Here is a 22,906-nt window from a genome sequence, read left to right on the forward strand (position 1 = left end):
TAGGCGAATAGCACACCGGCGATAGGTTTGCTGATGTGAAGGCGTCGTTGGACCTGCTCCGGAGCTTCCTCGCCGTGCACCGGTCGGGGTCGGTGACCGGGGCGGCCGAACTGCTCGGGCTGGCCCAGCCGACCGTCACCGCCCAGCTGCGCGCGCTGGAGGAGATCGTCGGCCGGCCGCTGTTCGACCGGCTGCCCCGCGGAGTGGTGCCCACCGCGGCCGGCGACGAGCTGGCCCGCCGGGTCGCCGAACCGCTGGACCGGCTGGCCGCCGTGCTCGCCGAGGACTCGGGCACGCCGTACCCCCGGACGGTCTTCCTCGGCGGGCCGGCCGAGCTCCTCGCCGAGCGGGTCCTGCCGACGCTCTCCGGCCTGGTCGCCGAGGGCCTTGAGCTGCGGGCCTCCGCGGGGCTGCCGGAGCAGCTTCTCGACGACCTGACCGCCGGCCGGCTGGACCTGGCCGTCAGCAGCGTGCGCCCACGCCGTCGCGGGCTCGCCGTCGAGCCGCTCTACGACGAGGAGTTCACGCTGGTCGCCGCGCCGGTCTGGGCGGACCGGCTGCCCGAGCCGGTGACCCCGCAGGCGCTGCGCGAGGTGCCGCTCGTCGCGTACGGCGAGGAGGCCCCGATCCTGCGCCGGTACTGGCGCACCGTCTTCGACACCCGGCTCACCCGTACGCCGAGCCTGGTCGTCGCGGACCTGCGGGCGGTCCGGGCGGCGGTGCGGGCCGGTGCCGGGGCGACCGTGTTGCCGACGTACCTGTGCCGCGGTGAGCTGGCCTCCGGCGCGTTGCGTGAGCTGCTCGCGCCGCCGGTGCCCCCGCTGAACACGCTCTTCCTCGCAGGGCGGCCGGCGACCGCCGGCCGACGCGAGGTGCAGGCGGTACGCCGCGCCCTGCTGGGGGCAGCTGGCGGCTGGTGAGCTGGCCCGATCCCGGGGCGACGGTCAGCCGGTGACGCGGGTGAGCAGTTGCACGACGGCGGCGGTGGCCGGCGGACGGTCGGGGCCGGAGTCGCAGTCCACGTAGCCGGTGGTCCGGGCGTTCGCGGTGAGCCGGTAGGCGAAGGCGTCCGCACAGTCACCCGGGTCGGCGGTGGCCGTCGTCTCGGCCGTCAGTCGCGGATCGGCCAGGAGCTGCCGCAGCCGACTCAGGTCGGTCGTGCTGAGCCGCCCCGTCCGGGTGCCGCCGGCCCGGTCGGCGCGGGTCCAGCGGCCGTCGGGCTCGACGGTCACCGTGTCCCGCATGCCGGCGATGCCGCCGGTGCGGACCAGCACCACGCGGGTGGCGGTGGCCGGGGTGCCCGGGGTGCCGGCGGTCGTCGGGGGCGCCGTGGTGGGGGAGGCCCCAGTGGTCGGCGTGGCCGGGGCGGTGGTCGGCGTCGCGACGGTCGGCGTGGCGGTGGCCGCGGGCGAGGGGTCGGCGACCGTCGGGTCGGTCGACGTGCAACCGCTCAGAACGGCGAGCAGGGCGGCGACGGTGGCCGCAGCGGCGGGGGTCGATCTCATGCCGATCGGACGCGCGACGGTGCCGCCCGGTTCCCATCACCTGGACCGCCTCACCCGAACGGCCAGTGTCCCCGGCAGGAAAGCGCTCGCCCTCTTCCCCTTTCCTCGATGTATCGCTATATCTACATCCGTGACTACCCCCGTCACAACTTTCCCCCGTCAGGAGGGCCCGTGAAAAGACCCCTCGCCGCATTCGGCGCAGCTCTGCTCACCAGCGGCGTGCTGACCTGCGTCGCCACCCCGGCGCAAGCGGCAACCCCCAGCGCCCCCGCCCCGGAATCCTCGGCCGCAGCCCGCGCGGACAACCTGCTCCGCGCCAACCCCGGCGCCGTCCAGGGCGCCAGCGGGGAGGCCTACCGGGCGGTCCGCACGAAGGTGGACGCCAGCGGCGCCGCGCACACCCGGTACACCCGGACCTACCACGGCCTGCGGGTGTACGGCGGTGACTTCGTCATCCACACCGCCCCCGACGGCAGCTACGCCGGCACGTCCGTCGGCCTGGCCGCACCGCTGACCCTGGGCACCACCGCCAAGGTCGGCTCCGCCGCCGCCAAGGCGAGCGCGCGCCAGGCCTTCGCCGGCTCGCTCACCTCCCTCGGCGCGCCGGAGCTCTTCGTCGACGCCAGCTCCGGCCGCGGCCGGCTGGCCTGGGAGACCGTCGCCTCGGGCATGAAGGCCGACCAGCAGACCCCGTCGAAGCTGCACGTCATCACCGACGCCACCACCGGCCGGGTGATCGGCTCGTACGACGAGATCGAGACGGTCGCCGGCACCGGCAACAGCATCTACGCCGGCACGGTCAGCATCGACACCACGCTCTCCGGCAGCACCTACCAGATGGTGGACCCGTCGCACGGCAACGGCCGGACCTGCGACATGAACAACGGCACGTCGACCTGCACCACCTTCACCGACGCCGACAACACCTGGGGCACCGGCGCGAACTCCAACCGGCAGTCCGCCGCGGTCGACGCCCACTTCGGCGCCGCCAAGACCTTCGACTACTACAAGAACGTGCACGCCCGCAACGGCATCTTCGGCAACGGCACCGGCGTGCCGAGCCGGGTGCACTACGGCAGCAACTACGTCAACGCCTTCTGGGACGGCTCCCAGATGACCTACGGCGACGGGTCGAGCAACGCCAAGCCGCTGGTCTCCCTCGACGTGGCCGGCCACGAGATGAGCCACGGCGTCACCGAGAACGTGGTTCCCGGCGGCCTGACCTACTCCGGTGAGTCCGGCGGCCTCAACGAGGCCACCAGCGACATCTTCGGATCGATGGTCGAGTTCTACGCCGCCGCGCCCAGCGACCCGGGCGACTACGACATCGGCGAGAAGATCAACATCAACGGCAACGGCACGCCGCTGCGCTACATGTACAACCCGTCGCTGGACGGCTCGTCCGACAGCTGCTGGTCCACCAGCACCAAGAACAAGGACGTGCACTACTCGTCCGGCCCGGCCAACCACTTCTTCTTCAACCTCGCCGAGGGCACCGGCTCCACGGCGTACGGCACCTCGCCGGTCTGCGGCTCGGCCCCGGCCGTGACCGGCATCGGCCGCGCCAAGGCGGAGAAGATCTGGTTCCGGGCGCTCGACGTGTACTTCACCTCGAACACGTCGTACGTCAACACCACCACCCCGTCCAACACCGCCCGGGCCTACAGCCTCAGGTCGGCGACCGACCTGTACGGCAACTGTTCCACCGAGTACAAGACCGTCCAGGCGGCGTGGACCGCGGTGAACGTGGCCGGCAACGACGCGCCCTGCTCGTCGACCGGCAACGACTTCTCCGTCTCCCTCTCGCCGACCTCCGGCTCGGTGACCGCCGGCGGTTCCGTCTCCACCACCGTGTCGACGGCGACCACCAGCGGGACCGCGCAGACCGTGACGTTCTCCGCGTCCGGCCTGCCGAGCGGCGCCACCGCGTCGTTCAACCCGACCTCGGTGACCTCGGGCGGCTCGTCCACCCTCACCATCAGCACCACGTCGGGCACCGCGGCCGGCACCTACTCGGTCACGGTCACCGGCGCCGCCACCTCGGGGAGCCACTCGGCGACGTACACGTTGACCGTGAACGGCACCGGCGGCGGCTGCACGGGCGCCGGCCAGAAGCTCGGCAACCCCGGCTTCGAGTCCGGCAACACGGTCTGGGCGTCCACCTCCGGGGTCATCGGCCAGTACGGCTCCAGCGGCCAGCCGACCCACGGTGGCACCTGGAACGCCTGGCTGGACGGCTACGGCATCAGCCACACCGACACGCTCGCCCAGGCGGTGAGCCTGCCGGCCGGCTGCACGTCGTACAACTTCAGCTTCTGGCTGCACATCGACACGTCGGAGACGACCACCAGCGTCGCGTACGACACGCTGAAGGTGCAGGTGCTCAACTCGTCCGGGACGGTGCTGGCGACCCTGGCCACGTACTCGAACCTGAACAAGGCCGCCGGCTACACCCAGCGGTCGTTCTCGCTGGCCTCGTACGCCGGCCAGACCGTCACCCTGAAGTTCACCGGCGTGGAGGACATCTCGCTGCAGACCTCCTTCGTCGTGGACGACACCGCGGTCAACGTCTCCTGACGTAGCCGTACCGTCGGCGGCCCGGCGGCCACCCCACGCGGGTGGTCGCCGGGCCTCCGCCGTTATGGTCGGCCGGCGGTCTGCACGCTGGTGTCGGCCCTGGTCGCCGTCGGCTCTGAAGGGGGAGAACATGTCGGACGCGGAGCTGACCGTCGAGGTGGCCGGGCCGGTGGCCACGGTGGTGATCCGGAACCCAGGGCGACGCAACGCGATGACCCCGGGGATGTGGCGGCAGCTGCCGGTGCTCCTCGACGGGCTGGAGGCCGATCCGGCGGTGCAGGCGCTGGTGCTGACCGGTGCGGACGGCACGTTCTGCGCCGGTGCCGACCTCGGCGACCTGGACGAGCTGCTGGAAGCCGGTGACGGGAGCATCGCGGTCGCCGCCGAGGAGCGGCTGGCCGCCTTCGGCAAGCCCACGGTGGCCGCCATCCAGGGCGCGTGCGTCGGCGGGGGATGCCAGCTCGCGGTCGCCTGCGACCTGCGGATCGCCGCCGCGGACGCCCGGTTCGGCGTACCCCCGGCGCGGCTCGGGCTGGTCTATCCCGCCCCGACCACCCGGCGGTTGGCCCGGCTGATCGGGCCGTCCGGCGCGAAGCACCTCCTCTTCACCAGTGAGCTGATCGAGGCCGAGCGGGCGCTGCGGGTCGGCCTGGTCGACGAGGTGCTGCCGGCCGACGCGGTGACCGCCCGGGTGGAGGCGATCACGTCCGCGATCGCGCAGCGCTCCCGGCTGACCGTCGCGGCGGCGAAGGAGATCATCGACGACCGGGCCGACGAGGCGCGGATCGCCTGGTGGCACGGGCAGGTGCGGGACAGCGGGGAGGCCCGGGAGGGGGTGGCGGCGGCCAACGAGCGCCGGCCGCCGCGCTTCGGCTGGGCGCCGCCCGGCCGTCCGTGACCGCTGTTTGACCGGCCCCCGTCGATGGGTACGTCGATGCCCTCGACGGGGAACGGGGGCCCACCATGGACGATCAGGGCGAGCGGGTGCGGATCCGGAGCGGTCGCCGCTTCCTCCTCGGCGTCTTCGTCGCGCTGTTCGTCCTCGCCGTGATCGCCCTCGTGGCCGGTCTGCTGGTGGCTCGCGGTGGTTCATCCGTCCTCTTCGAGGAGGGGGAGCCGCCGGTGTGGGCGCGCATTCTCGGCCTCGTCCTTCCGGGCCTGGGCGTGATCGTGGAGGTGGCCGTGCTGGTGTGGGCCGTGCGCAGCGGTCGCTACCGGGTCGGCCGACAGTCCCCGCTGTGGGCGGTGAGCTGGCGGCGCCGCCGGGAGTTGGCTGGTCAGGTGCGCCGTGGCAGCGTCGGCAGCGACGCGGGCCTGCCGCTGCTCCAAGCAAGCGCACGGCACATGGCCAACAGCGGTGGATCACCCTGCTCTTCGCGGGGCTGGTGACCATGTACCTCGGACAGGTGTTGCTCCGGTACACGCCCGTCTGGCTGGTGATCTACTCCCTCCTGACGCTGGCATTCGGCTTGGCCGACTGGCAGATCCTGCGCAACGCGCGCCGGGCCGAGGCGTTCCTGCGTGCTCACCCCGATCCCGCCGAGGGCTCGGGCGGCGGCGAGATCGGGGCCGGACCACGGCCGGTCCCGGGGACGATGGCCGATTGAGCGATATACCTGAGAGTCATATTTATGCCTCTCAGGTATATCGCTCACCAGACAATTCCTCGCCGCCCCCGGCGGTAGTCAGCCGCCGGTGACGCTGGTCCGCCCCTGCGGGGTGGTCGAGGCTGCCGCCCCGGGCAGCAACGACAGGAGTTCGTCCACCGACCACTGGTCGTAGACGTGCTCGCCATACTTCGCGGCGAGCACCCGGCCGTCGGGGGCGATCAGGAAGTCGGCCGGCAGGCCGAACCGTCCGCCGTGCGGGACCGCGGCCGGCGGGCGTTCCCGCCCGCGGAGGACCGCCCACGAGCTGCGCAGAACGGCCCGGAGGATGGACAGCCAGGCGCGCGGGCTGAGCATTGGGCGCGGTGCGGCTTCGACGCCGAACTTCCGGTACAGCCGCTTGTCGGGGTCGGCGACCACGGCGAACGGCAGGTCCTCGGTGTGCTCGCGCAACTCGTCGGCGGGGGAGTGGAAGAGCACCACCTCCCGTACGCCGGACGCCTCGATCTCCGCGTGCCGCTTGACGATCGAGCGCAGGTGCAGGTTGCAGACGGGGCAGCCGGCGAACCGCCGGAACTGGAGGTGGATCAGCCGCTCGGCGTCGGGGACGGCAACCGGAGAGCCGGTGACGGTGGTGAGGTGGCGGCTGTCGACGACGGAGCCGGGGCGGATCGGTCGGCTGGATCTGGTCATGGGACGCTCCCCGTTGTTGGCGTACGTCGTACTCCTACAAACCGTAGGCGTATCTTGTACGCTGTCAAGGCCATGCCGCGTCCCCGTTCCCTGACTCCCGTGCAGCTCGCCGCCGCGGCGCTCGCCGTGGTCGACCGGCACGGCCTCGCCGGTCTCACCATGCGGGCGGTCGGCCAGGAACTCGGGATGAGCACGATGGCCCTCTACCGGTACGTGGCCGATCGGGAGGAGCTGGAAGGGCTCGTGGTGGAGCTGGCGCTCGACGGGGTGGACGTCATCCCACCGGCCGACGTGCCCTGGCCGGAGCGGCTCCGGGTGCTGGTCGAGCGGGTCCGCGCCGCCGTCGGGGCGCACCCCGCCGTCGTGCCGCTGTTCCCCGCCCACCGACACCGTTCGCCCGGCGTGCTGCGCTGGTCCGAGGCAGTGCTCGGCGTACTGACCGAGGCCGGCTTCGACGGCACGCGCCGGGTCATCGCGCTGCGGGGCCTGCTCAGCTACGTGATCGGCGCGATCCAACTGGAACACCTCGGGCCGCTGTCCGGGTCCGGCACGGTGACCATGGCGCAACTACCTCGGACGGAGTTCCCGCTCATGGCCGAGACGGCACAGGTCGCTCAGCAGGTCGGACCGGACGAGGAGTTCGGCGGCGGGCTCGACATCCTCCTGCGCGGGCTGGTCGCTCTTTCAAACCGCGATTGAGCGGGACGTCTCGCGGGATTCTGAACGCGAGTGGTAAGAGGGTCGCCGCCACGTGGAGCAGGGCTCAGGCCTGCTCGTCGCCGTCCGTTGGCCGGGGTGGGCGGTTGTGCCTCGCCCATTCGTCGACTTCGTCGGCGTCCCAGATCGTCGTGCCGATCAGGCGCGCCACCGGCTCGGGGAAGCCCGGGCGCCGGGTGATCTGCAGGACTCGCTGGCGCGACACACCGAAGAGAGCGGCCAGCTCCCCGGGCCCGTACAGGCGCAGTCGCGTCACGCGGAGAACGTAGGACGGCAGTGCCCTTGACTATTGCTACTTGACGATTGACAACACGACAGGTTGTAGCGCAGAGTGGCGAGGTGGCAGCCGTCCGGTGGAGATATCCCTGCCGGGTTCTGCCATGTCGACCATGCGACGAAGGGCGGCCGTGATGGATGAACGCACCGAGTTGGCCTGGAGGGACGGCGGGGTGAGCGACCGGCCGTTGTTCTCGGGGCGATCCGTGCAGCCGTCGCTACTCGATTGCAGGACCACCCGGCCTCTGCCGAGCGCCTGCGTGGCATCTGCCGGGGTGGCTGAGGTATGGACGTCGCATCCACCGTGCTGCTGATGATCGCGCTCGTCGCCCATCTTGTGGGCTTGGTCGTCGCGCTGTCCCTCAAGCGGTCAGCCGACCTGCTCGAAGCGCACGTCCGTCGTTTGGAGCCGGCACCCCCGGAAGGTTGGACGCCTCGGCATCGAGCCTCGGCCCTCGTCGCACCGACCCGCGAGCTGGCTGTGATCCACCGCCAGGCCGACCTCGCCAAGTCCTGACAATCCATCCGGCCTGTCGGCGCTGCGCCGCCGTCATGGAGGAAGAACAGGGCCGGCGGGCGCCGCGCCGGAGGCGTACCCCCGACGCGACCCCCTGTGCCCGCCGGCCCGGTCCGTCACCGCCCGGCGAGCGCCGCCCAGCTCGGCGTCACCGGCTCCCGTCGCAGCGGCATGCCCGCCTCGGCCGGGGTCCGGTCGCCCTTGCGCTGGTTGCACCCGTAGCAGGCGGCGGTGGTGTTCTTCCAGGTGTTCCGGCCGCCGCGCGAGCGGGGCAGGATGTGGTCGATGGTGCTGGCCGGGGCGTCGCAGTAGGCGCAGCGCCGACCGTCGCGGCGCAGCACTCCGGCCCGGGACCAGGCCGGCCCGGCGTTGAACCGCCAGCGGGTGACCACGTACCGGACGAGGCGGACCACCCGGGGCAGCGGGAAGACCCCGATCAGCTGGTCCGGCTCGGCCTCGTGGATCTCGGCGACCCGCCGGCAGAGCATCCGGATCGCGTGCTGGACGGTGACCCGGTGCAGCGGGCCGAGGTCGGCGTTGACGACGAGGACGGCGTCCACCGGGCACTCCCTTCTCACGAACGACGGTGGCAAGCGGTCCGGACAGCGAAACGCCGCCCGGTCCGGCGATCGGACGGGCGGCGCAGGACGCGTGCGGGCACGCGTCAGTCGGGCCACCCGACGATGGGACCTTCGGCTCGGCAACCGTCGCCGAGCAGCCACGACGGCACGGTGGTGACGTGCGGCTTCGACATCGACGGCTCCCGGAGCGGTGGTTGACCTTGCCCGGTCACGGTAGATCCACGCCGGGGAGGTGGGCAACGTATTTCGATCCACCGCCGGCCCGGTGGCGTCGCACCGGGATCAGCGGCGGCCGGCGAGCAGACCGCGGGGACGCACCGAGCGGACCGGCTCGGCCGCCCCGCCCTCCGCGCGCAGGATGTGGTTCGCCGCGATGATCCCGGTGGCCGCCGACCGTTCCATCAGCGCGCTCGGGAACTCCGTGGCGATGCCGTCCCCGGCCAGGTAGAGGCCGTCGGCGTCGGTGCGCACCCCGGGCCGCCTGGCGTGACTGCCCGGGGTGAATGCCGGTGCCCGCGCCTCCACCCGGGCGCGCAGCTCCCGCACCCGCAGGTCGGCCGCCTCCGGCCACAGCCGGGTCAGCTCCACCCGCATCCGCTCGGCCAGCTCCTCGGCCGGCACGTCCGGCTCGCAGGCGTACGCGTGCAGCTCCACCACCGAGCCGCCGGTGCGTTCCGCCCAGCGGCGCGGCTCGTCCTCCAGCCGGTGATAGAGGGTCACCGAGTCCAGGGTGGGCTGCCGGGACACCCCGCTGAACACCGCCCGGTCGGGGCGCACGTCCCCGTCCATCCAGTAGCGCGCCACCGCGTACGGCGGACCGGGCGTGCCGAACGCGGGCATCCGCGCCACCAGCTCCGGCGCCCCCGCGACCAAACCGGGTGAGGCCGCGACCAGCGCGGCGAGCGCGGGCGGTTCGACGGCGAGTACGACGTGCCCGGCGGGGTACGACGAACCCTCCGCGGCGGTCACCCGCCAGCCCGCCGGCCCCCGGTCCAGCCGCGCGGCGGCGACGCCGGTGACCACCCGCCCGCCGTGCTTCTCGACGTGCCGGGTCAACGGCTCCCAGATCGCCGTCGCGTAGTCCTCGCCCGGGCAGTCGAAGGCCAGCCCCTCCGGATTGCCCAGCAGATAGAAGTGGAACTGGGCGATCATCTCGGCGGCCGACATCTCCGCCTCGTGGTTGAAGAACGAGTGCGAGAAGACCTCGAAGAGCATCGCCCGAGCCCGGTCCGGCAGCTTCAGCGAGGCCAGCAGCGCGTCCGTGGTGGTGTCGTCGAACTCGGCGTAGGTGCGCACCGGGTCGTAGGTGAGCAGCGGCAGCGCGGCGTCCCGGTCCATCCCGCGCAGGTCGGCCAGGCGCAGGCTGGGGCTGCGGGCGAGCAGGGCGAGCAGGTTCGCCGGCGGCGCCGGCGGCAGCTTGCCGAACTCCTCGGTGGGCCACTGCTCACTGAGGATCGGGTAGCCGGGGATCGGCTTGAGGAAGCCCAGCTCCGGGTCGACCCGGCGGAGGATGGACCGCCAGTTGTAGTACTGCCGGAAGAACGCGTGGAAGCCGTGCTCGTTGCGCTGCGTCCCGTCCGCCAGGGCCTCCGGCCAGGCGCCCAGCCGGCCGCCCAGGGTGGGCGCGGCCTCCAGCACCGTCACGTCCACCCCACGCTCGGCCAGCACCACCGCCGCCGACATGCCGGCGATGCCGCCGCCGACCACCACCGCCGTCGCCGGGCCCGGCACGCGGGCCGCGCCACCGCCGCCCGGGTCCACCACGTGCTCGCGTACGCCGATGAGCCGACCGACCACCTGCGACCACGCCATGGGCACCTCTTCGACGACGGGCCTCCAGTGTGCCCGGTCAGGACTCCGGCGGCAGCAGACAGCGCCGCTCGCGATCCGAGGCGGGCCAGACGTACTCCAGGTCGGGCGGGACCGCACCGAACCGCGGGCCGTAGTGCGCCGGGTCCTTGCGCAGCAGCGACGAGCGGTGGCTCAGGTGCAGGTCGTCGCGGCCCAGCCAGGGCGGCAACTCCCCGGCCTCGGCCAGCTCGGCCTGGCTGCGGACGGTGTCGAGGCCGCAGGCGGTGGCGAGGTCGGTGACCATGGTGGCGGCGCAGGTGTCCGCCCGGCCCGGCTCGCACCAGACCGCGCACACGTCCAGCCCGTACCGGGTGAGCGCCTCCTCGTAGCCGGCCCACATCTTCACCGCCGGGTGGTTGCGCCAGCCGTAGTCCGGGCGGGTCAGCCCGCGCAGCACCTGGATCGTCTCCACCCGCTGCTTGCCCAGCCGCTTCTGGTCCAGCGTCCGGGCGCTGGCCAGGAAATCCGGGTACGGGAGGAATGTCTGCATGCCGCTGCTCTACCCGTCCGGGCCTACGCCATGCCCTCATGATCGCGGGGCTGCGCGCGCTGCGAGCGGTTGACTACCATCCGGGCATGGCCGAGCCCCTGCGCGACCGCGCCCGCCGCGCGAGCGGCTGGCGGCTTCGGATGAACGGCGACCCCCGCCCCCACTTCGTGATCTGCGGTCGCGACCCGCTCGCCTACTGGGTGGTCAAGGCGCTGCTCGGCCCCGAGCCGACCGCCGCCCGGGTGCGGGTCACCCTGATCGTGCCCGAGCGCCGCCGCTCCGACGGGCCGGACGGCCGCGACATCGAGGGCGTCCAGGTGGTCCGGGCCGACCGCCTCGACGAGGCGGCCTTCCGCCGGGCCGGGCTGGCCGGCGCCGACGGGCTGGCCCTGCTGCACCAGGACGACGTGGGCAACATGCACGCGGCGCTCTGCGCCCAGGAGATCGAGCCACGGCTGCGCCTGGTGGTACGCATGTTCAACACCAGCCTCGCCAACGGCGTACGGCAGATCTTCCCCGACTCGGCGGTGCTCTCCGACGCCTCGATGGCCGCCCCGGCCTTCGTGGCCGCCGCGCTCGGTGAACTCGCCCCCACCCACTTCCGGCACGCCGGACGCACCCTCTACGTCTCCCGGCGGGCCGATGTACACCCCCGGGACGTGGTCTGCGGACTGGCCGTCACCGCCGACCCCGACCTGGTCCGGGTGCTGCCCGCCGACGAGTCCGCGGCCGACGTGGTGCTGGCCGAGGCGACCGGGCAGCCACCCGGCACCGAGCTCGCCGCCCGCCGGCTGGTCCGCGCCCGGCGCCGGCGCCAGCCCGTCGCGGTACTGCTCCGCGCGGTCCGCAGCTTCGCCACCCGCAAGATCGGCGTCGCGGTGATGCTGCTGCTGGCGGTGATCGCCCTGCTCGGTTGGCTCAACGGCCGCGCGGTCGACGTGAGCTGGACCGAGGCGCTCTACCTGACGCTGGTCACCACCCTGAGCGGGCAGGACCCGGACGTCGCCAAGCCGGCCGCCGCGCAGGTCATGCAGGTGGTGCTCAACCTCGCCGGGCTGGCGCTGATCCCGCTGATCACCGCGGTGGTGGTGGACGGCATCGTCAACGCCCGGCTGGCCCTGCACGCCGGTCGGATCCAGCCGGACCGCTCCGGGCACGTGGTGGTCGTCGGGCTCGGCAACATCGGCACCCGGGTGATGGCCCAGCTGCAGGACTTCGGGGTCGAGGTGGTCGCCATCGACAAGGTCCCGGACGCGCGCGGCGGGGCGCTCGCGCACCGGCTCGGCGTGCCGCTGGTCGTGGGCGACGCGGGGTTGGAGGAGACGCTGCGGGCCGCCTCCGTCGACACCTGCCAGGCCCTCGTCGTGGTCTCCACCGACGACGGCACCAACCTGCGCGCCGCGCTGAACGGCCGGGCGCTCAACGCCGAGCTGCGGATGGTGCTGCGGCTCTTCGACGGCGACTTCGCCGAACGGATCCAGAAGGCGTTCGGGATCGGCATCTCGGCCAGCGTGTCGTACCTGGCCGCGCCCTCCTTCGCGGCCGCCCTGCTGGACCGGGCGGTGATCGCCACCATCCCCGTCGGCCGGCACGCGCTGCTGGTCACCGAGGTGCCGGTGGTCGCCGGTTCCCCGCTGGACGGCCGCCCGCTCGCCGCGGTGGCCCGGCCCGGCGAGGTACGCCTGCTCGCGCACACCCGGGCCGGCCAGAAGACCGACTGGACCGCCGATCCCCGGATGGTGGTCGCGGCGGGGGACCGGCTTACCGTGGTGGCCCGACGGGCCGGGCTGAGCGCCCTGCTGCGCGAGACCACCCCGCCCGCGGAGCCCGCCCCGGCCGGCGCACCGATGCCGAGGCAACCCGAGGAGTGAGCCCGTTCAGGCGCGCCCGGTGCGGATGTGGCGCAGGGCGTACCAGACGGCGCCGAGGGCGAGGACGCCGAAACCGGCGAGCACGCTGGCGACCGGCAGGTTGACCGCCAGCACCAGGCAACCGACCAGCCCCAGGGCGGCGAGGAGCTGCACCGGGACCTTGCGGCCCGGCTCCCGGCCGAGGGTGAGGGCCGAGGCGTTGGAGATCGCGTAGTAGACCAGCACCGTGCAGCTGGAGAAGCCGATCGCGCCCCTGACGTCGCCGAGCGTGACCACGACGATCACCACGGCGGCCACGGCCAGTTCGGCGTGGTGCGGCACCTTGAACCGGGGGTGCACAGCGGCCAGGGCGCCGGGTAGGTCCCGGCGGCGGGCCATGGCGAGGGTGGTCCGGCCCACCCCGGCGAGCAGGGAGAGCAGCACCCCGGTCACCGCCACCGCGGCGCCGGCCCGGACCAGCCAGGCCAGGCCGGGCAGCCCGGCGGCGGTCACCACGTCGGCCAGCGGCGCGGCGGACCCGGCCAGCCGGTCCTCGCCCAGCACGCCGAGCGCGACCACGGCCAGCACCAGGTAGATCGCCAGCACTACGCCGAGCGCCAGCGGCACCGCGCGGGGGATGGTCCGCTCCGGTTCGCGTACCTCCTCGCCGAGGGTGGCGATCCGGGCGTACCCGGCGAAGGCGAAGAAGAGCAGGCCGGCGGCGGTCAGCACGCCCCGGATCCCGGTGCCGGCGAGGCCGTCCAGCCGGTCCACCGCCACGTGCGGCGCGCCGGTCACCGCGACCAGGGCGAGGACCGTGAGCGTGACGCCGACCAGCACCCGGGTCGCCGTGGCGGTCTTGCCGATGCCGCGTACGTTCACCGCGGTCACCGCCACCACCGCGAGCACCGCGACCAGCCGCGCCCGCCCCGGCCACAGGTACGCCCCGATGGTCAGCGCCATCGCGGCGCAGCTCGCCGTCTTGCCGACCACGAACCCCCAGCCGGCGAGGAAGCCGGCGAACGGGTGCAGCCGCTCCCGGCCGTAGACGTAGGCGCCGCCGGACTCCGGGTAACGGGCCGCGAGCCGGGCCGAGCTGGTCGCGTTGCACCAGGCGATGAAGCCGGCCAGCGCCAGCGCGATCAGCAGCCCGGCGCCGCCGGCCGCCGCCGCGGCCGGGGCGAAGACCACGAAGACGCCCGCGCCGAGCATCGACCCCAGACCGATGACCACCGCATCGGGTACGCCCAGCCGCCGCCTCAGTTGATCCACGACGTGGACCTTAGGGGTACGAGGTGAACGGGCGGTCCCAGTTGCGCAACCGGCCGGGCAGCGGGAGGTCATCCCAGGGCATCCGGCGCAGCAGTCGGTCCAGCAGCAGGCCGAGCAGCAGCCCGGCGACCGAGTCGGTCAGCCAGTGCCAGCCCAGGTACGTGGTCGTGCTGAGCACGATCAGCGGCGGCAGCACCCGCACCACGGTGACCAGCCGGCCCGGGACGGTACGGCCGAAGCTGCCCAGCAGGGCCGGGAGCAGCAGGGCCAGGATGCCGTACCAGACGATCGAGTTGGCGACGTGGCCCGACGGGTACGAAACCCCGTAGGGCCCGTCGGTGTGGAAGAGCTGGACCGTGTCGGCCTCGGGCAGGTAGGGCGGCTTGACACTGGCGCTCGGCGCGGCCCGGTCGGTCCAGAGCTTCAGCGGCCCGATGGTCAGGTAGGTGAGCACGAACGCGGCCACCGGCGGCAGCACCGGGCGTACCGACCGGAGCCGGACCGCCACCAGCACGCCGAGCCCGGCGGCGAGCAGCGTCAGCGGGGTGCCCTGGCCCAGGTAATTGAGGATCATCGCGGTCCAGCGCGCAGCGGTGGGCCGGTGGCCGTCCGCCCAGTCCGCTACCGCCCGGTCGAGGCCGAGGAGGTGCCCGCGGGCGAGCGCGACGGTCAGCCCGACCAGGGCGGCCAGCAGCAGCACGTCCCACCACCAGCCGGCCGGCCGGACCGGTCGCAGCCGCACCCGGTCGCGTACCCCTGTGGTCTCCCGCACGCGACCACGCTACCGGCCGCGGACGGCGCCGGACCGCCGCGGGCATCGGCGGCTGTGTGCCCAGCCACGAAGGGAAGCGCTCCGGTGGGGCGAGCCGGCACACTGGTCCCCGTGCGGATCACCTCGGCCCTCGTCGACCCGGCGCTGCTCGACCTCCCCTGGTCGACCCCGCTGGAGGAGTGGCCTGCCCAGCACCTGGTCGCGCTGCCCCAGGGCATCTCCCGGCACATCGTCCGGTTCGTCCGCCTCGGCGAGTACGTCTACGCGGTCAAGGAGACCGGCGAGCGGGTCGCCGAGCGGGAGTACGACCTGCTCCGGGCCCTGGAACGGATCGACTTCCCGTCGGTCGAGGCGATCGCGATCGTGGCCGACCGGCAGACCGACGACGGCGAGCCCCTCGATCCGGTGCTGATCACCCGGCACCTGCAGTTCTCGCTGCCCTACCGGGCGCTGTTCTCCCGCACCCTGCGGCCGGAGACGATGAACCGGCTGCTCGACGCGCTGGCCGTGCTGCTGGTCCGGATGCACCTGACCGGTTTCTTCTGGGGCGACTGCTCGCTGTCCAACACGCTGTTCCGCCGGGACGCCGGCGCGTTCGCCGCCTACCTGGTGGACGCCGAGACCGGGGCCCTGCACAGCTCGCTCTCCAACGGCCAGCGGGGCGAGGACCTGGAGATCGCCCGGGTCAACATCTTCGGCGAGGCGCTGGACCTCGAAGCCGCCGGGCTGCTGCACGAGTCGATCGACCCGGAGGTGGTCTGCGAGGAGGTCGTGCAGCGCTACGAGCGGCTCTGGCACGAGATCACCTACGAGCAGCAGATCGAGCGGGAGTCGCGGCACGACATCGAGGGCCGGATCCGCCGCCTCAACGAGCTGGGCTTCGACGTCGCCGAGGTGGCCATGTCGACCGCCGACAACGGGCGCTACCTGGTCCGTCCCAAGGTGGTCGACGCCGGGTACCACACCCGGCGGCTGATCCGGCTGACCGGCCTGGACGCCGAGGAGAACCAGGCCCGCAAGCTCCTCAACGACCTGGACGCGTACCGGGTGGAGAGCGATCTGACCGACGAGCAGCAGGCGGCGCACCGCTGGCTGACCGAGGTCTTCGAGCCGGTGGTCCGGGCCGTGCCGGCGCACCTGCGCCGCAAGCTGGAGCCGCAGGAGCTGTTCGCGCAGATCATCGAGCACAAGTGGCTGCTCTCCGAGCGGGCCGGCCGGGACGTCGGCATGGGCCCGGCGGTGCAGTCGTTCCTGGCCGACGTGCTGGTGCACCGCCCCGACGAGCAGGCCGTCCTCGGCGTCGAGGTCCCCGCCGCCGGCTGACCCCGGTCCCCGCGTTCTGCGGTACCTGGTGGGCGGCTCGGAGCGCGGCGCCCGACCCACGGCGTGCCGGGTTTGACGGAAGACGTGGTTGTGGACCTCCTTTGGAGCTGATGTCGTAAACGAATCAGACGAGGCCGATTCGTTCGTGATATCAGCTCCAAAGGAAGTCCCCGAAATATGTTCGCCCGGCCCGGAGGCCATCGCGCCGGCCCGCGGTCAGCCCAGCCAGGAGCCGGCGCGCATCACCCGGACCACGTTCAGGTCGTCGTCGAGGACGACCAGGTCGGCGCGGAGACCGGGCTGAAGCGCACCCACCTTGTCGCCGAGGCCGATGGCCCGGGCCGGGGTGGTGGCGACCATCCGGCAGGCGTCCGGCAGGGCGACGCCGGCCGCCACGGCGTGGCGCAGGGCGGCGTCCATGGTGAGCGTGCTGCCGGCGATCGCGCCGCCCTCGGTCAGCCGGGCCACCCCGTCGGCCACGGTGACGGCCTGCCCGCCCAGCTCGTACGCGCCGTCGGGCATGCCGGCGGCGGCCATCGCGTCGGTGATCAGGGCCGCCCGCTCCGGGCCGGCGACCGAGGCGGCGAAGCCGAGCATCCCGTCGTGCAGGTGGACGCCGTCGGCGACCAGCTCGCACACCACGTTCGGCGCCTCCAGCAGGGCCACCACGGGGCCGGGCTCCCGGTGGTGCACCGGGCGCATGCCGTTGAACAGGTGGGTGCCGACGCTCGCCCCGGCCGCCACGGCGGCCCGGGTCTGCTCCCAGGTGGCGTCGGTGTGGCCGACGGCGGCGACCACGCGGTGCGACACGAGCAGCTTGATCGCGTCCAGCGCGCCGTCCCGCTCGGGGGCCAGGGTGACCATCCGGACCGCGCCGCCGCCCACCTCGATCAGCTCGGCCAGCTCGTCGGTGGACGGGTCACGGAGGAAATCCGGGTTCTGCGCGCCGCACCGGTCCGCCGACAGGTACGGCCCCTCGAAGTGGATGCCGGCCAGCACCCCGGACTCGACCAACGGCCGGTAGGCGGCCGTGGCGTCCCGCATCAGCGCGAAGGGGGAGCTGACCAGGCTGGCCAGCAGCGTGGTGGTGCCGTGTCGCAGGTGGAACGCGGCGGCCTCGCGGGCCGAGTCGGCGTCGCCGGTGGTGAAGGTGCGCCCGCCGCCGCCGTGGGTGTGCATGTCCACGAAGCCCGGCACGATCCAGTGCCCGTCGCGCACCGACGGGTACTCGGCGACCGCCCGGATCCGGTCGCCGGCGATCTCCACGCAGCCCTGCCGGATCACGCCGGCCGGGGTCACCACCTTGCCGTTCACCCGCAGGGTCATCAGCTCTCCTCCACTGTCCGGGATGGGCGGTTCAGGGCCGGGCGTCCAGGGCCAGCAGCGCGGCGCCGAGGCAGCCGGCCTCGTCGCCCAGCGCCGCCGCGACCAGGCGCGGTTCCCGGTGGAACGTCAGCCGCTCGCGCAGCGCCCCGCGCAGCGGGTCCAGCAGTCGGGGGCCGGCCTGCGCCAGCCCGCCGCCGATCACGATGGTCGCCACGTCGAAGAGGGCCTGGCCGGTGGCGAGGCCGTCGGCGAGCGCCTCGACGGCCTCCCGCCAGACCCGACCGGCCAGCGGCTCACCGGCCGCCGCCCGGTCCGCCACCTCGGCGGCGGTCGCCGGATCGCCGGCCAGCTCCGCGTACCGACGGCCGATCGCGGCGGCCGAGGCGACCGCCTCCAGGCAGCCGGGGCGGCCGCAGCCGCAGCGCGGGCCGTCGGGGCGTACCAGGATGTGGCCGATCTCCCCGGCGGCGCCGTGCGCGCCGACGGCGGCCGACCCGTCGACCACGTGGGCGGCGGCGATGCCGGTGCCGATCGCGACGAAGAGCACGTGGCCGGCGCCGCGCCCGGCGCCGAGCCGGGCCTCCGCCAGGCCGCCCGCGCGCACGTCGTGGCCGAGCGCCGTGGGCAGGCCGAGCCGCGTCGCCGCCAGGTCCCGCAGCGGTACGTCCCGGAAGCCCACGTTCGCCGACCAGACCGCCACCCCGCGGGCCTCGTCCACCACCCCCGGTACGGCGATGCCGCAGGCCACCGGCGTCAGACCGTCGGCGCGGGCCTTGCCGGCCAGCCCCTCGGCGATCTCCAGGATCGTGTCGACCACGGCCTGCGGGCCGCGCCCGGCGTCGGTGGGGTGCCGTTCGGCGTGCACCACCACGCCGTCCGGGCGGACCAGGGCGCACTTCATCCCGGTGCCGCCCACGTCCAGCGCGACGACGACCTGGGTGGCTGCGGTCACGCGAGGACCACGGAGCGGGTCAGGTGGCGGGGCGCGTCGGGGTCGAGGCCGCGGCTGGTGGCGAGCGCGACGGCGAAGCGCTGGGCGAGGATCAGGTCGGCCATCGGGTCGACCGGGGTACGCCCGGCCGCCCAACTGGTGAGCACCGTGCGGCAGCCGTGGGTGCGGCTGTGCACGAACGCGGCGCCGGTGGCGGCGACGTCCTCGGGCAGCCCGTCGGGGATCCCGCCGAACGCCCAGACCAGCCGGCCCGGGGCGGCCACCGAGATCGGGCCGTGCCGGTAGTCCATCGCCGGGTAGGCCTCGGCCCAGAAGGTGGCCGCCTCCCGGCACTTCAGCGCGGCTTCCTGGGCCAGCCCGACCGTCCAGCCGCGACCGAGGAAGGTGACCTGCTCGATGGTGGCCGGCTCGATCGGCAGCGGCGCCCGGACGGCCACCTCGGCGTCGGCGACCAGCCGACCGATGTCGTCGCCGAGGTGGGCGCGGAGCAGCGCGAGGGCGCTGGTGGCGAAGCGGGTCTGCACCACCGACCGCTCGTCGGCGAAGGGCATGGGCACCGCCGCGTCGGCCAGCTCGACCGCCGGGGAGGCGGGGTCGCCGACGATGACGGTGGTGGGGACCTGGCCGTGCAGCGCGGACAGCAGCTCCAGCACCTCGGTGGTGGTGCCGGAGCGGGTGATCGCGATGAGCCGGTCGTAGCGGCGGCCGATGGGGTACTCGGAGGCCTGGAAGGCGTCGGTCTCGCCGTGGCCGGCGTGCTCGCGCAGCCCGGCGTACGCCATCGCCATGAACCACGACGTGCCGCAACCGACGACGGCGACCCGCTCGCCGGGGCGCGGCAGGCGGTCGGCGACGGTCGGGGCGAGCTGCGCCGCCTCCCGCCAGCAGTCGGGCTGGCTTGCGATCTCCGCGTGCACGTACGCCATGACAACTCCTCGCAGGGGAGACCGGTGCGCAATACGGCTCGTTATAGCCGTCTTTCGCGCGTTATTCTGCGCGAGTCCGGGTGGCCGTGGCAACCGACTCCCAGATCGCGCAGCCCAAGGTTTTGCGCACCGGCAGTTTCGCGCACTACTGTGCACGCAATCAATCACCGTCCGTGCAGAGTCTCTGGAGGCCCCCGCGGTGGACCGCTACGCCCGATGGAACGCGCTGCTCGAGATGCTGACCGACAGCGGTCGGGTCAGCGTCGAGGAGGCGGCCGGGCGCCTGGATGTCTCCCAGGCGACCATCCGGCGTGACTTCGACCAGCTCGCCCAGCAGCAGATGATCACCCGGACCCGGGGTGGCGCGGTGGCCAACGGCGTCTCGTACGACCTGCCGCTGCGGTACAAGACGGCCAAGCACTCGGCCGAGAAGCAGCGGATCGGGGCGGCCGCCGCGGCACTGGTCACGCCCGGCACCGTGGTCGGCCTCAACGGCGGCACCACCAGCACCGAGGTGGCCCGGGCCCTGGCCGTCCGGCCCGACCTCAACACCAGCGCCGAGGGCGCCCAGCTCACCGTGGTCACCAACGCCCTGAACATCGCCAACGAGCTGCTGGTCCGCTCGCGGATGAAGGTGGTGGTGGCCGGCGGCGTGGTCCGGCCCAAGTCGTTCGAGCTGGTCGGCCCGCTGGGCGGGGCGCTGCTGCGCGAGGTGACCCTGGACGTCGCCCTGCTCGGCGTCGACGCGATCGATCCACAGCTCGGCGCCGCCGCCCATCACGAGGGGGAGGCGGCGATGAACAACCTGATGGTGGCCCGGGCCAAGCGGGTGGTGATCATCGCGGACTCGTCCAAGCTGGGCGGTCACGCGTTCGCCCGGATCTGCCCGGTGGACCGGGTGGAGACGCTGGTCACCGACTCCGGCGCCGATCCCACCGTGGTGCAGGCGTTCCGCGACGCGGGCGTGCACGTCATCTGCGCCTGAGGCGAAATCCGGGACAACCCCGATGCATACCCGGTATCGTGTCTCGCTGCATACCGCGTATGGTGTCGGTCGTCACCATCACTCATCGGGGGAGGTCAGCTTGTCGGCTGTCCTGGAGATAGAAGGTCTCCGCAAGACGTACCGCAGTCGCCGACGCGGGCCGCGGCACGCGCTCGACGGCTTCGACATGCGGGTCGAGGCCGGCCAGGTGCACGGCTTCCTCGGCCCCAACGGCTCGGGGAAGACCACCACCCTGCGGACGCTGCTCGGCCTGATCCGGCCGAACGGGGGCCGGATGGCGATCCTCGGCCACGAGGTGCCGCAGGCGCTGCCGGTGGTCGCCGGCCAGGTCGGGGCGATCGTGGAGAGTCCGCAGTTCTTCCCGCACTTTTCCGCGCGGGACACCCTCGGCCTGCTCGCCGGTGCGGGGCAGCTGCCCCGGCAGCGGGTCGACGAGGTGCTGGAGCTGGTCGGGCTCCGCGACCGGGCCGGCGAGCGGGTGAAGACGTACTCGCTCGGCATGAAGCAGCGGCTGGCGGTCGCCTCCGCGCTGCTGAAGAACCCGAAGCTGCTGATCCTCGACGAGCCCGCCAACGGCCTCGACCCGGGTGGCATCCGCGAGATGCGCACCCTGATGCGGGACCTCGCCGCCGCCGGCATGACCGTGGTGCTCTCCAGCCACATCCTCGGCGAGATCCAGCTCATCTGCGACTCGGTCACCATCATCTCGCTGGGCCGCCGGGTCGCCTTCGGCCCCGTCGAGCAGGTGCTCGCGGAACACTCGCAGGGTGCCGTCCGGGTTCGCCTGGAGGCGGTCACCGACCTGCCGCGGGCCGCCGACGTGCTCACCCGGGCCGGGGTGCGGGTCGCCGCCGAGCCCGACCACCTGATGCTCGCCGGCGTCGAGAAGCCGGCCACCGTCAGCCGCCTCCTCGCCGAGCAGGGCCTGTACGTCAGCGAGCTCGCCCCGGTCGCCGTCGACCTGGAGAGCGTCTTCCTCGAACTGACCGCCACCGCGCCGGTACCCGGCCAGCACCGGCAGGTCGACCAGTCCACGAAGGTCGGTGAGCCGGGGGTCGGCGGCACCGTGGGAGGTTGGGGCGCATGAGCCTGTACGTCACCGAGCTGCGCCGGCTGGCCAAGCGCCGGCTCACCCGGCTGCTGCTGGTGCTGCTCGTCCTCGGGCTGGCCGGCATCGCCACCGCCTTCGCCTTCTCCAGCCACAAGCTCTCCCCGGCGGTGGTCGCGCAGGCGCAGGCCAGGTCGGACGCCGACTACCGCCAGGCGGTGAAGGACTGGGAGAAGTCGGTCGCCGAGTGCGACGCGGCCGCCGCGCGCGGCGAGAAGACCGAGGACAAGTACGGCCCGGACTGCGGCCGGCAGTGGCAGCCGCAGCCGGAGATGTTCGACCCGAAGTGGAACCTGCCGTACCAGTTCGACTTCCGCGGCGAGTTCAGCACCTTCATCGCCGTCTTCGCGGGCGCGGTCGCGCTCGTCGCCTTCCTGGTCGGCGCCTCGTTCGTCGGGGCCGAGTGGAGCACCGGCGGCATGATGAACCTGCTGCTCTGGCGCCCGAAACGGCTGGCGGTACTCGGCACCAAGCTGGCCACCGTGCTGACCGCGCTGCTCGGGGTGAGCGTCGTGCTCGGGGCGCTCTGGACGCTGGCCTTCTGGCTGATCGGCACGTACCGGGGCAGCACCGCGAAGGTGACCTCCGGGGTCTGGCAGTCCACCGCGATCAGCGGCGTCCGGGCGCTGGCCCTGGTGCTGGCGGTGGGGGCGGTGGCCTTCGCGCTCGCCTCGCTCGGCCGGCACACCGCGATGGCGCTCGGCGCCGCCGTCGGAGTCGGCGTCATCAGCGAGGTCGGCATCCGGATCGCCGTCGCGATGGCGGGGGTGCGCTTCGGGGACCGCTACGTCCTCTCCACCTACGCGATGGCCTGGTTCGAGAAGCAGTGGAAGCTGATCGACTACCGGTCCTGCGACTTCGCGCAGGGGCAGTGCACCCCCAAGGAAATGCTGGTCACCTGGCAGGACTCGGCGCTGGTGCTGGGGGTGGGCACGGCGCTGGCGCTGATCGCCGCCTTCTGGACGATGCGCCGCCGGGACATCTCCTGACGGTGGTCGCCTCCTGACGGTGGTCGGCGCGGACGCCGCGTCCGATGCGACCGGGGCGGGCCCTGGTTAGGCTTGGGTCCCCCCGGTCGGCGCCGCAGCGCCGGCCCCGCCCTCCCGAGGAGCGCCATGCCCGCCGACGCCTCCGCGGCCGCCACCGACCGGCCCGAGCCGTCCGGCGTCGACGTCGAGCACCGGCCGGGCGGTGTGGCGGTTCCCCCGCCGCGTGCCGCGCCGGCCGTCGAGGCGGATCCGGCGGCGACGGAGCCCGAGCAGCGCGCCGGGGCGGCCGAGGGCGAGCCCGCGGACGGACCGGCGGCGCAGGCCGGGCCGGCGGACGGGCTGACCGAGCGGGAACGCCGGATCCTCGCCTTCGAGCAGCAGTGGTGGAAGCACGCCGGGGCCAAGGAGCAGGCCATCCGGGACACCTTCGGGCTCTCCGCGACCCGCTACTACCAGCTGCTCAACGCGTTGCTCGACCACCCGGCCGCGCTGGCCGCCGAGCCGGTGCTGATCGGCCGGCTGCGCCGGTTGCGCTCCTCACGGGCACGCAACCGGCGTCGCTGACCGG

General features: G+C 73.5%; 24 protein-coding genes. 13 read left to right on the plus strand and 11 right to left on the minus strand.

The features are described from left to right. Window positions 1-35: 35 nt before the first annotated feature. Window positions 36-920, plus strand: a complete 885-nt coding sequence (locus OG799_RS30960; protein ID WP_406040166.1) for a LysR family transcriptional regulator — start codon at window positions 36-38, stop codon at window positions 918-920. 24 nt (window positions 921-944) lie between these two features. Here OG799_RS30960 and OG799_RS30965 read toward each other — a convergent pair whose 3' ends face one another. Beyond that, on the minus strand, window positions 945-1,505 hold the full coding sequence (locus OG799_RS30965; RefSeq protein ID WP_406040168.1) for a hypothetical protein: 561 nt from the start codon (window positions 1,503-1,505) through the stop codon (window positions 945-947). A gap of 171 nt (window positions 1,506-1,676) precedes the next feature. Here OG799_RS30965 and OG799_RS30970 point away from each other — a divergent pair, with 171 nt between their 5' ends. From OG799_RS30970 to OG799_RS30985, 4 genes are all read left to right on the plus strand, one after another. Further along, the gene (locus OG799_RS30970; RefSeq protein ID WP_406040170.1) at window positions 1,677-4,082 is read left to right on the plus strand and encodes a M4 family metallopeptidase; all 2,406 of its coding nucleotides are present in this window, start codon (window positions 1,677-1,679) and stop codon (window positions 4,080-4,082) included. 130 nt (window positions 4,083-4,212) lie between these two features. Beyond that, on the plus strand, window positions 4,213-4,980 hold the full coding sequence (locus OG799_RS30975) for an enoyl-CoA hydratase/isomerase family protein (protein ID WP_406040172.1): 768 nt from the start codon (window positions 4,213-4,215) through the stop codon (window positions 4,978-4,980). 65 nt (window positions 4,981-5,045) lie between these two features. Further along, window positions 5,046-5,471 (plus strand): hypothetical protein, encoded by a 426-nt coding sequence (locus OG799_RS30980; protein WP_406040174.1) that lies wholly within the window; start codon window positions 5,046-5,048, stop codon window positions 5,469-5,471. Beyond that, on the plus strand, window positions 5,468-5,689 hold the full coding sequence (locus OG799_RS30985) for a hypothetical protein (protein WP_406040176.1): 222 nt from the start codon (window positions 5,468-5,470) through the stop codon (window positions 5,687-5,689). Before OG799_RS30980 ends, OG799_RS30985 begins: the two co-directional genes overlap by 4 nt. 78 nt (window positions 5,690-5,767) lie before the next feature. Here OG799_RS30985 and OG799_RS30990 read toward each other — a convergent pair whose 3' ends face one another. Beyond that, window positions 5,768-6,382, minus strand: coding sequence for a peroxiredoxin-like family protein (locus OG799_RS30990; protein ID WP_406040178.1), 615 nt, complete (start codon window positions 6,380-6,382; stop codon window positions 5,768-5,770). Window positions 6,383-6,454: 72 nt separating this feature from the next. Here OG799_RS30990 and OG799_RS30995 point away from each other — a divergent pair, with 72 nt between their 5' ends. Next, complete coding sequence (locus OG799_RS30995) at window positions 6,455-7,081, plus strand: TetR/AcrR family transcriptional regulator C-terminal domain-containing protein (RefSeq protein WP_406040180.1); 627 nt, start codon at window positions 6,455-6,457, stop codon at window positions 7,079-7,081. Between the two features lie 64 nt (window positions 7,082-7,145). On the opposite strand, the gene OG799_RS31000 is transcribed toward OG799_RS30995, so the two are convergent. Further along, complete coding sequence (locus OG799_RS31000; RefSeq protein WP_406040182.1) at window positions 7,146-7,355, minus strand: helix-turn-helix transcriptional regulator; 210 nt, start codon at window positions 7,353-7,355, stop codon at window positions 7,146-7,148. A gap of 306 nt (window positions 7,356-7,661) precedes the next feature. Between OG799_RS31000 and OG799_RS31005 the strand changes: the two genes are divergently transcribed. Further along, the gene (locus OG799_RS31005; RefSeq protein WP_406040184.1) at window positions 7,662-7,892 is read left to right on the plus strand and encodes a hypothetical protein; all 231 of its coding nucleotides are present in this window, start codon (window positions 7,662-7,664) and stop codon (window positions 7,890-7,892) included. Window positions 7,893-8,008: 116 nt separating this feature from the next. Here the strand turns inward: OG799_RS31005 and OG799_RS31010 are convergent, their stop codons facing one another. From OG799_RS31010 to OG799_RS31020, 3 genes are all read right to left on the minus strand, one after another. Then, window positions 8,009-8,452, minus strand: a complete 444-nt coding sequence (locus OG799_RS31010) for an HNH endonuclease (RefSeq protein ID WP_406040186.1) — start codon at window positions 8,450-8,452, stop codon at window positions 8,009-8,011. A 303-nt stretch (window positions 8,453-8,755) separates the two neighbouring features. Beyond that, window positions 8,756-10,285 (minus strand): FAD-dependent oxidoreductase, encoded by a 1,530-nt coding sequence (locus tag OG799_RS31015; protein WP_406040188.1) that lies wholly within the window; start codon window positions 10,283-10,285, stop codon window positions 8,756-8,758. 37 nt (window positions 10,286-10,322) lie between these two features. Next, complete coding sequence (locus tag OG799_RS31020) at window positions 10,323-10,814, minus strand: MSMEG_6728 family protein (RefSeq protein WP_406040190.1); 492 nt, start codon at window positions 10,812-10,814, stop codon at window positions 10,323-10,325. 86 nt (window positions 10,815-10,900) lie between these two features. Between OG799_RS31020 and OG799_RS31025 the strand changes: the two genes are divergently transcribed. Beyond that, window positions 10,901-12,685, plus strand: coding sequence for an NAD-binding protein (locus OG799_RS31025; protein WP_406040192.1), 1,785 nt, complete (start codon window positions 10,901-10,903; stop codon window positions 12,683-12,685). Between the two features lie 6 nt (window positions 12,686-12,691). Here OG799_RS31025 and OG799_RS31030 read toward each other — a convergent pair whose 3' ends face one another. Both OG799_RS31030 and OG799_RS31035 read right to left on the minus strand, forming a co-directional pair. Continuing rightward, a complete protein-coding gene (locus OG799_RS31030) occupies window positions 12,692-13,936 on the minus strand; it encodes an APC family permease (RefSeq protein WP_406040194.1) in 1,245 nt (414 codons plus the stop codon). 10 nt (window positions 13,937-13,946) lie between these two features. Continuing rightward, window positions 13,947-14,678, minus strand: a complete 732-nt coding sequence (locus OG799_RS31035; RefSeq protein WP_406046459.1) for a phosphatase PAP2 family protein — start codon at window positions 14,676-14,678, stop codon at window positions 13,947-13,949. 141 nt (window positions 14,679-14,819) lie between these two features. Between OG799_RS31035 and OG799_RS31040 the strand changes: the two genes are divergently transcribed. Next, window positions 14,820-16,031: a DUF4032 domain-containing protein gene (locus OG799_RS31040; protein WP_406040196.1), complete on the plus strand. Its 1,212-nt coding sequence runs from the start codon at window positions 14,820-14,822 to the stop codon at window positions 16,029-16,031. Between the two features lie 216 nt (window positions 16,032-16,247). On the opposite strand, the gene nagA is transcribed toward OG799_RS31040, so the two are convergent. Genes nagA through OG799_RS31055 form a run of 3 tightly spaced genes read right to left on the minus strand, consistent with a single transcriptional unit; the run spans window position 16,248 to window position 19,235 of the window. Beyond that, window positions 16,248-17,357 (minus strand): N-acetylglucosamine-6-phosphate deacetylase, encoded by a 1,110-nt coding sequence (gene nagA, locus OG799_RS31045; protein ID WP_406040198.1) that lies wholly within the window; start codon window positions 17,355-17,357, stop codon window positions 16,248-16,250. 31 nt (window positions 17,358-17,388) lie between these two features. After that, complete coding sequence (locus tag OG799_RS31050; RefSeq protein ID WP_406040200.1) at window positions 17,389-18,309, minus strand: ROK family protein; 921 nt, start codon at window positions 18,307-18,309, stop codon at window positions 17,389-17,391. After that, entirely contained in the window at window positions 18,306-19,235 is a 930-nt protein-coding gene (locus OG799_RS31055) for an SIS domain-containing protein (protein WP_406040202.1), read from the minus strand. Before OG799_RS31055 ends, OG799_RS31050 begins: the two co-directional genes overlap by 4 nt. 199 nt (window positions 19,236-19,434) lie before the next feature. Here OG799_RS31055 and OG799_RS31060 point away from each other — a divergent pair, with 199 nt between their 5' ends. The 4 genes from OG799_RS31060 to OG799_RS31075 all read left to right on the plus strand — a co-directional run bounded on the left by OG799_RS31060 (window position 19,435) and on the right by OG799_RS31075 (window position 22,902). Further along, entirely contained in the window at window positions 19,435-20,220 is a 786-nt protein-coding gene (locus OG799_RS31060; protein WP_406040204.1) for a DeoR/GlpR family DNA-binding transcription regulator, read from the plus strand. 100 nt (window positions 20,221-20,320) lie between these two features. Then, a complete protein-coding gene (locus tag OG799_RS31065) occupies window positions 20,321-21,328 on the plus strand; it encodes an ATP-binding cassette domain-containing protein (RefSeq protein ID WP_406040206.1) in 1,008 nt (335 codons plus the stop codon). Next, window positions 21,325-22,338 (plus strand): ABC transporter permease subunit, encoded by a 1,014-nt coding sequence (locus OG799_RS31070; protein WP_406040208.1) that lies wholly within the window; start codon window positions 21,325-21,327, stop codon window positions 22,336-22,338. The genes OG799_RS31065 and OG799_RS31070 overlap by 4 nt, the downstream gene beginning before the upstream one ends. Window positions 22,339-22,464: 126 nt before the next feature. After that, window positions 22,465-22,902 (plus strand): DUF3263 domain-containing protein, encoded by a 438-nt coding sequence (locus OG799_RS31075; RefSeq protein ID WP_406040210.1) that lies wholly within the window; start codon window positions 22,465-22,467, stop codon window positions 22,900-22,902. The last annotated feature ends 4 nt before the right edge of the window (window positions 22,903-22,906 follow it).

Origin of the sequence: Micromonospora sp. NBC_00898, from assembly GCF_045207895.1 — a bacterium.
Taxonomy (GTDB): Bacteria; Actinomycetota; Actinomycetes; order Mycobacteriales; family Micromonosporaceae; genus Micromonospora.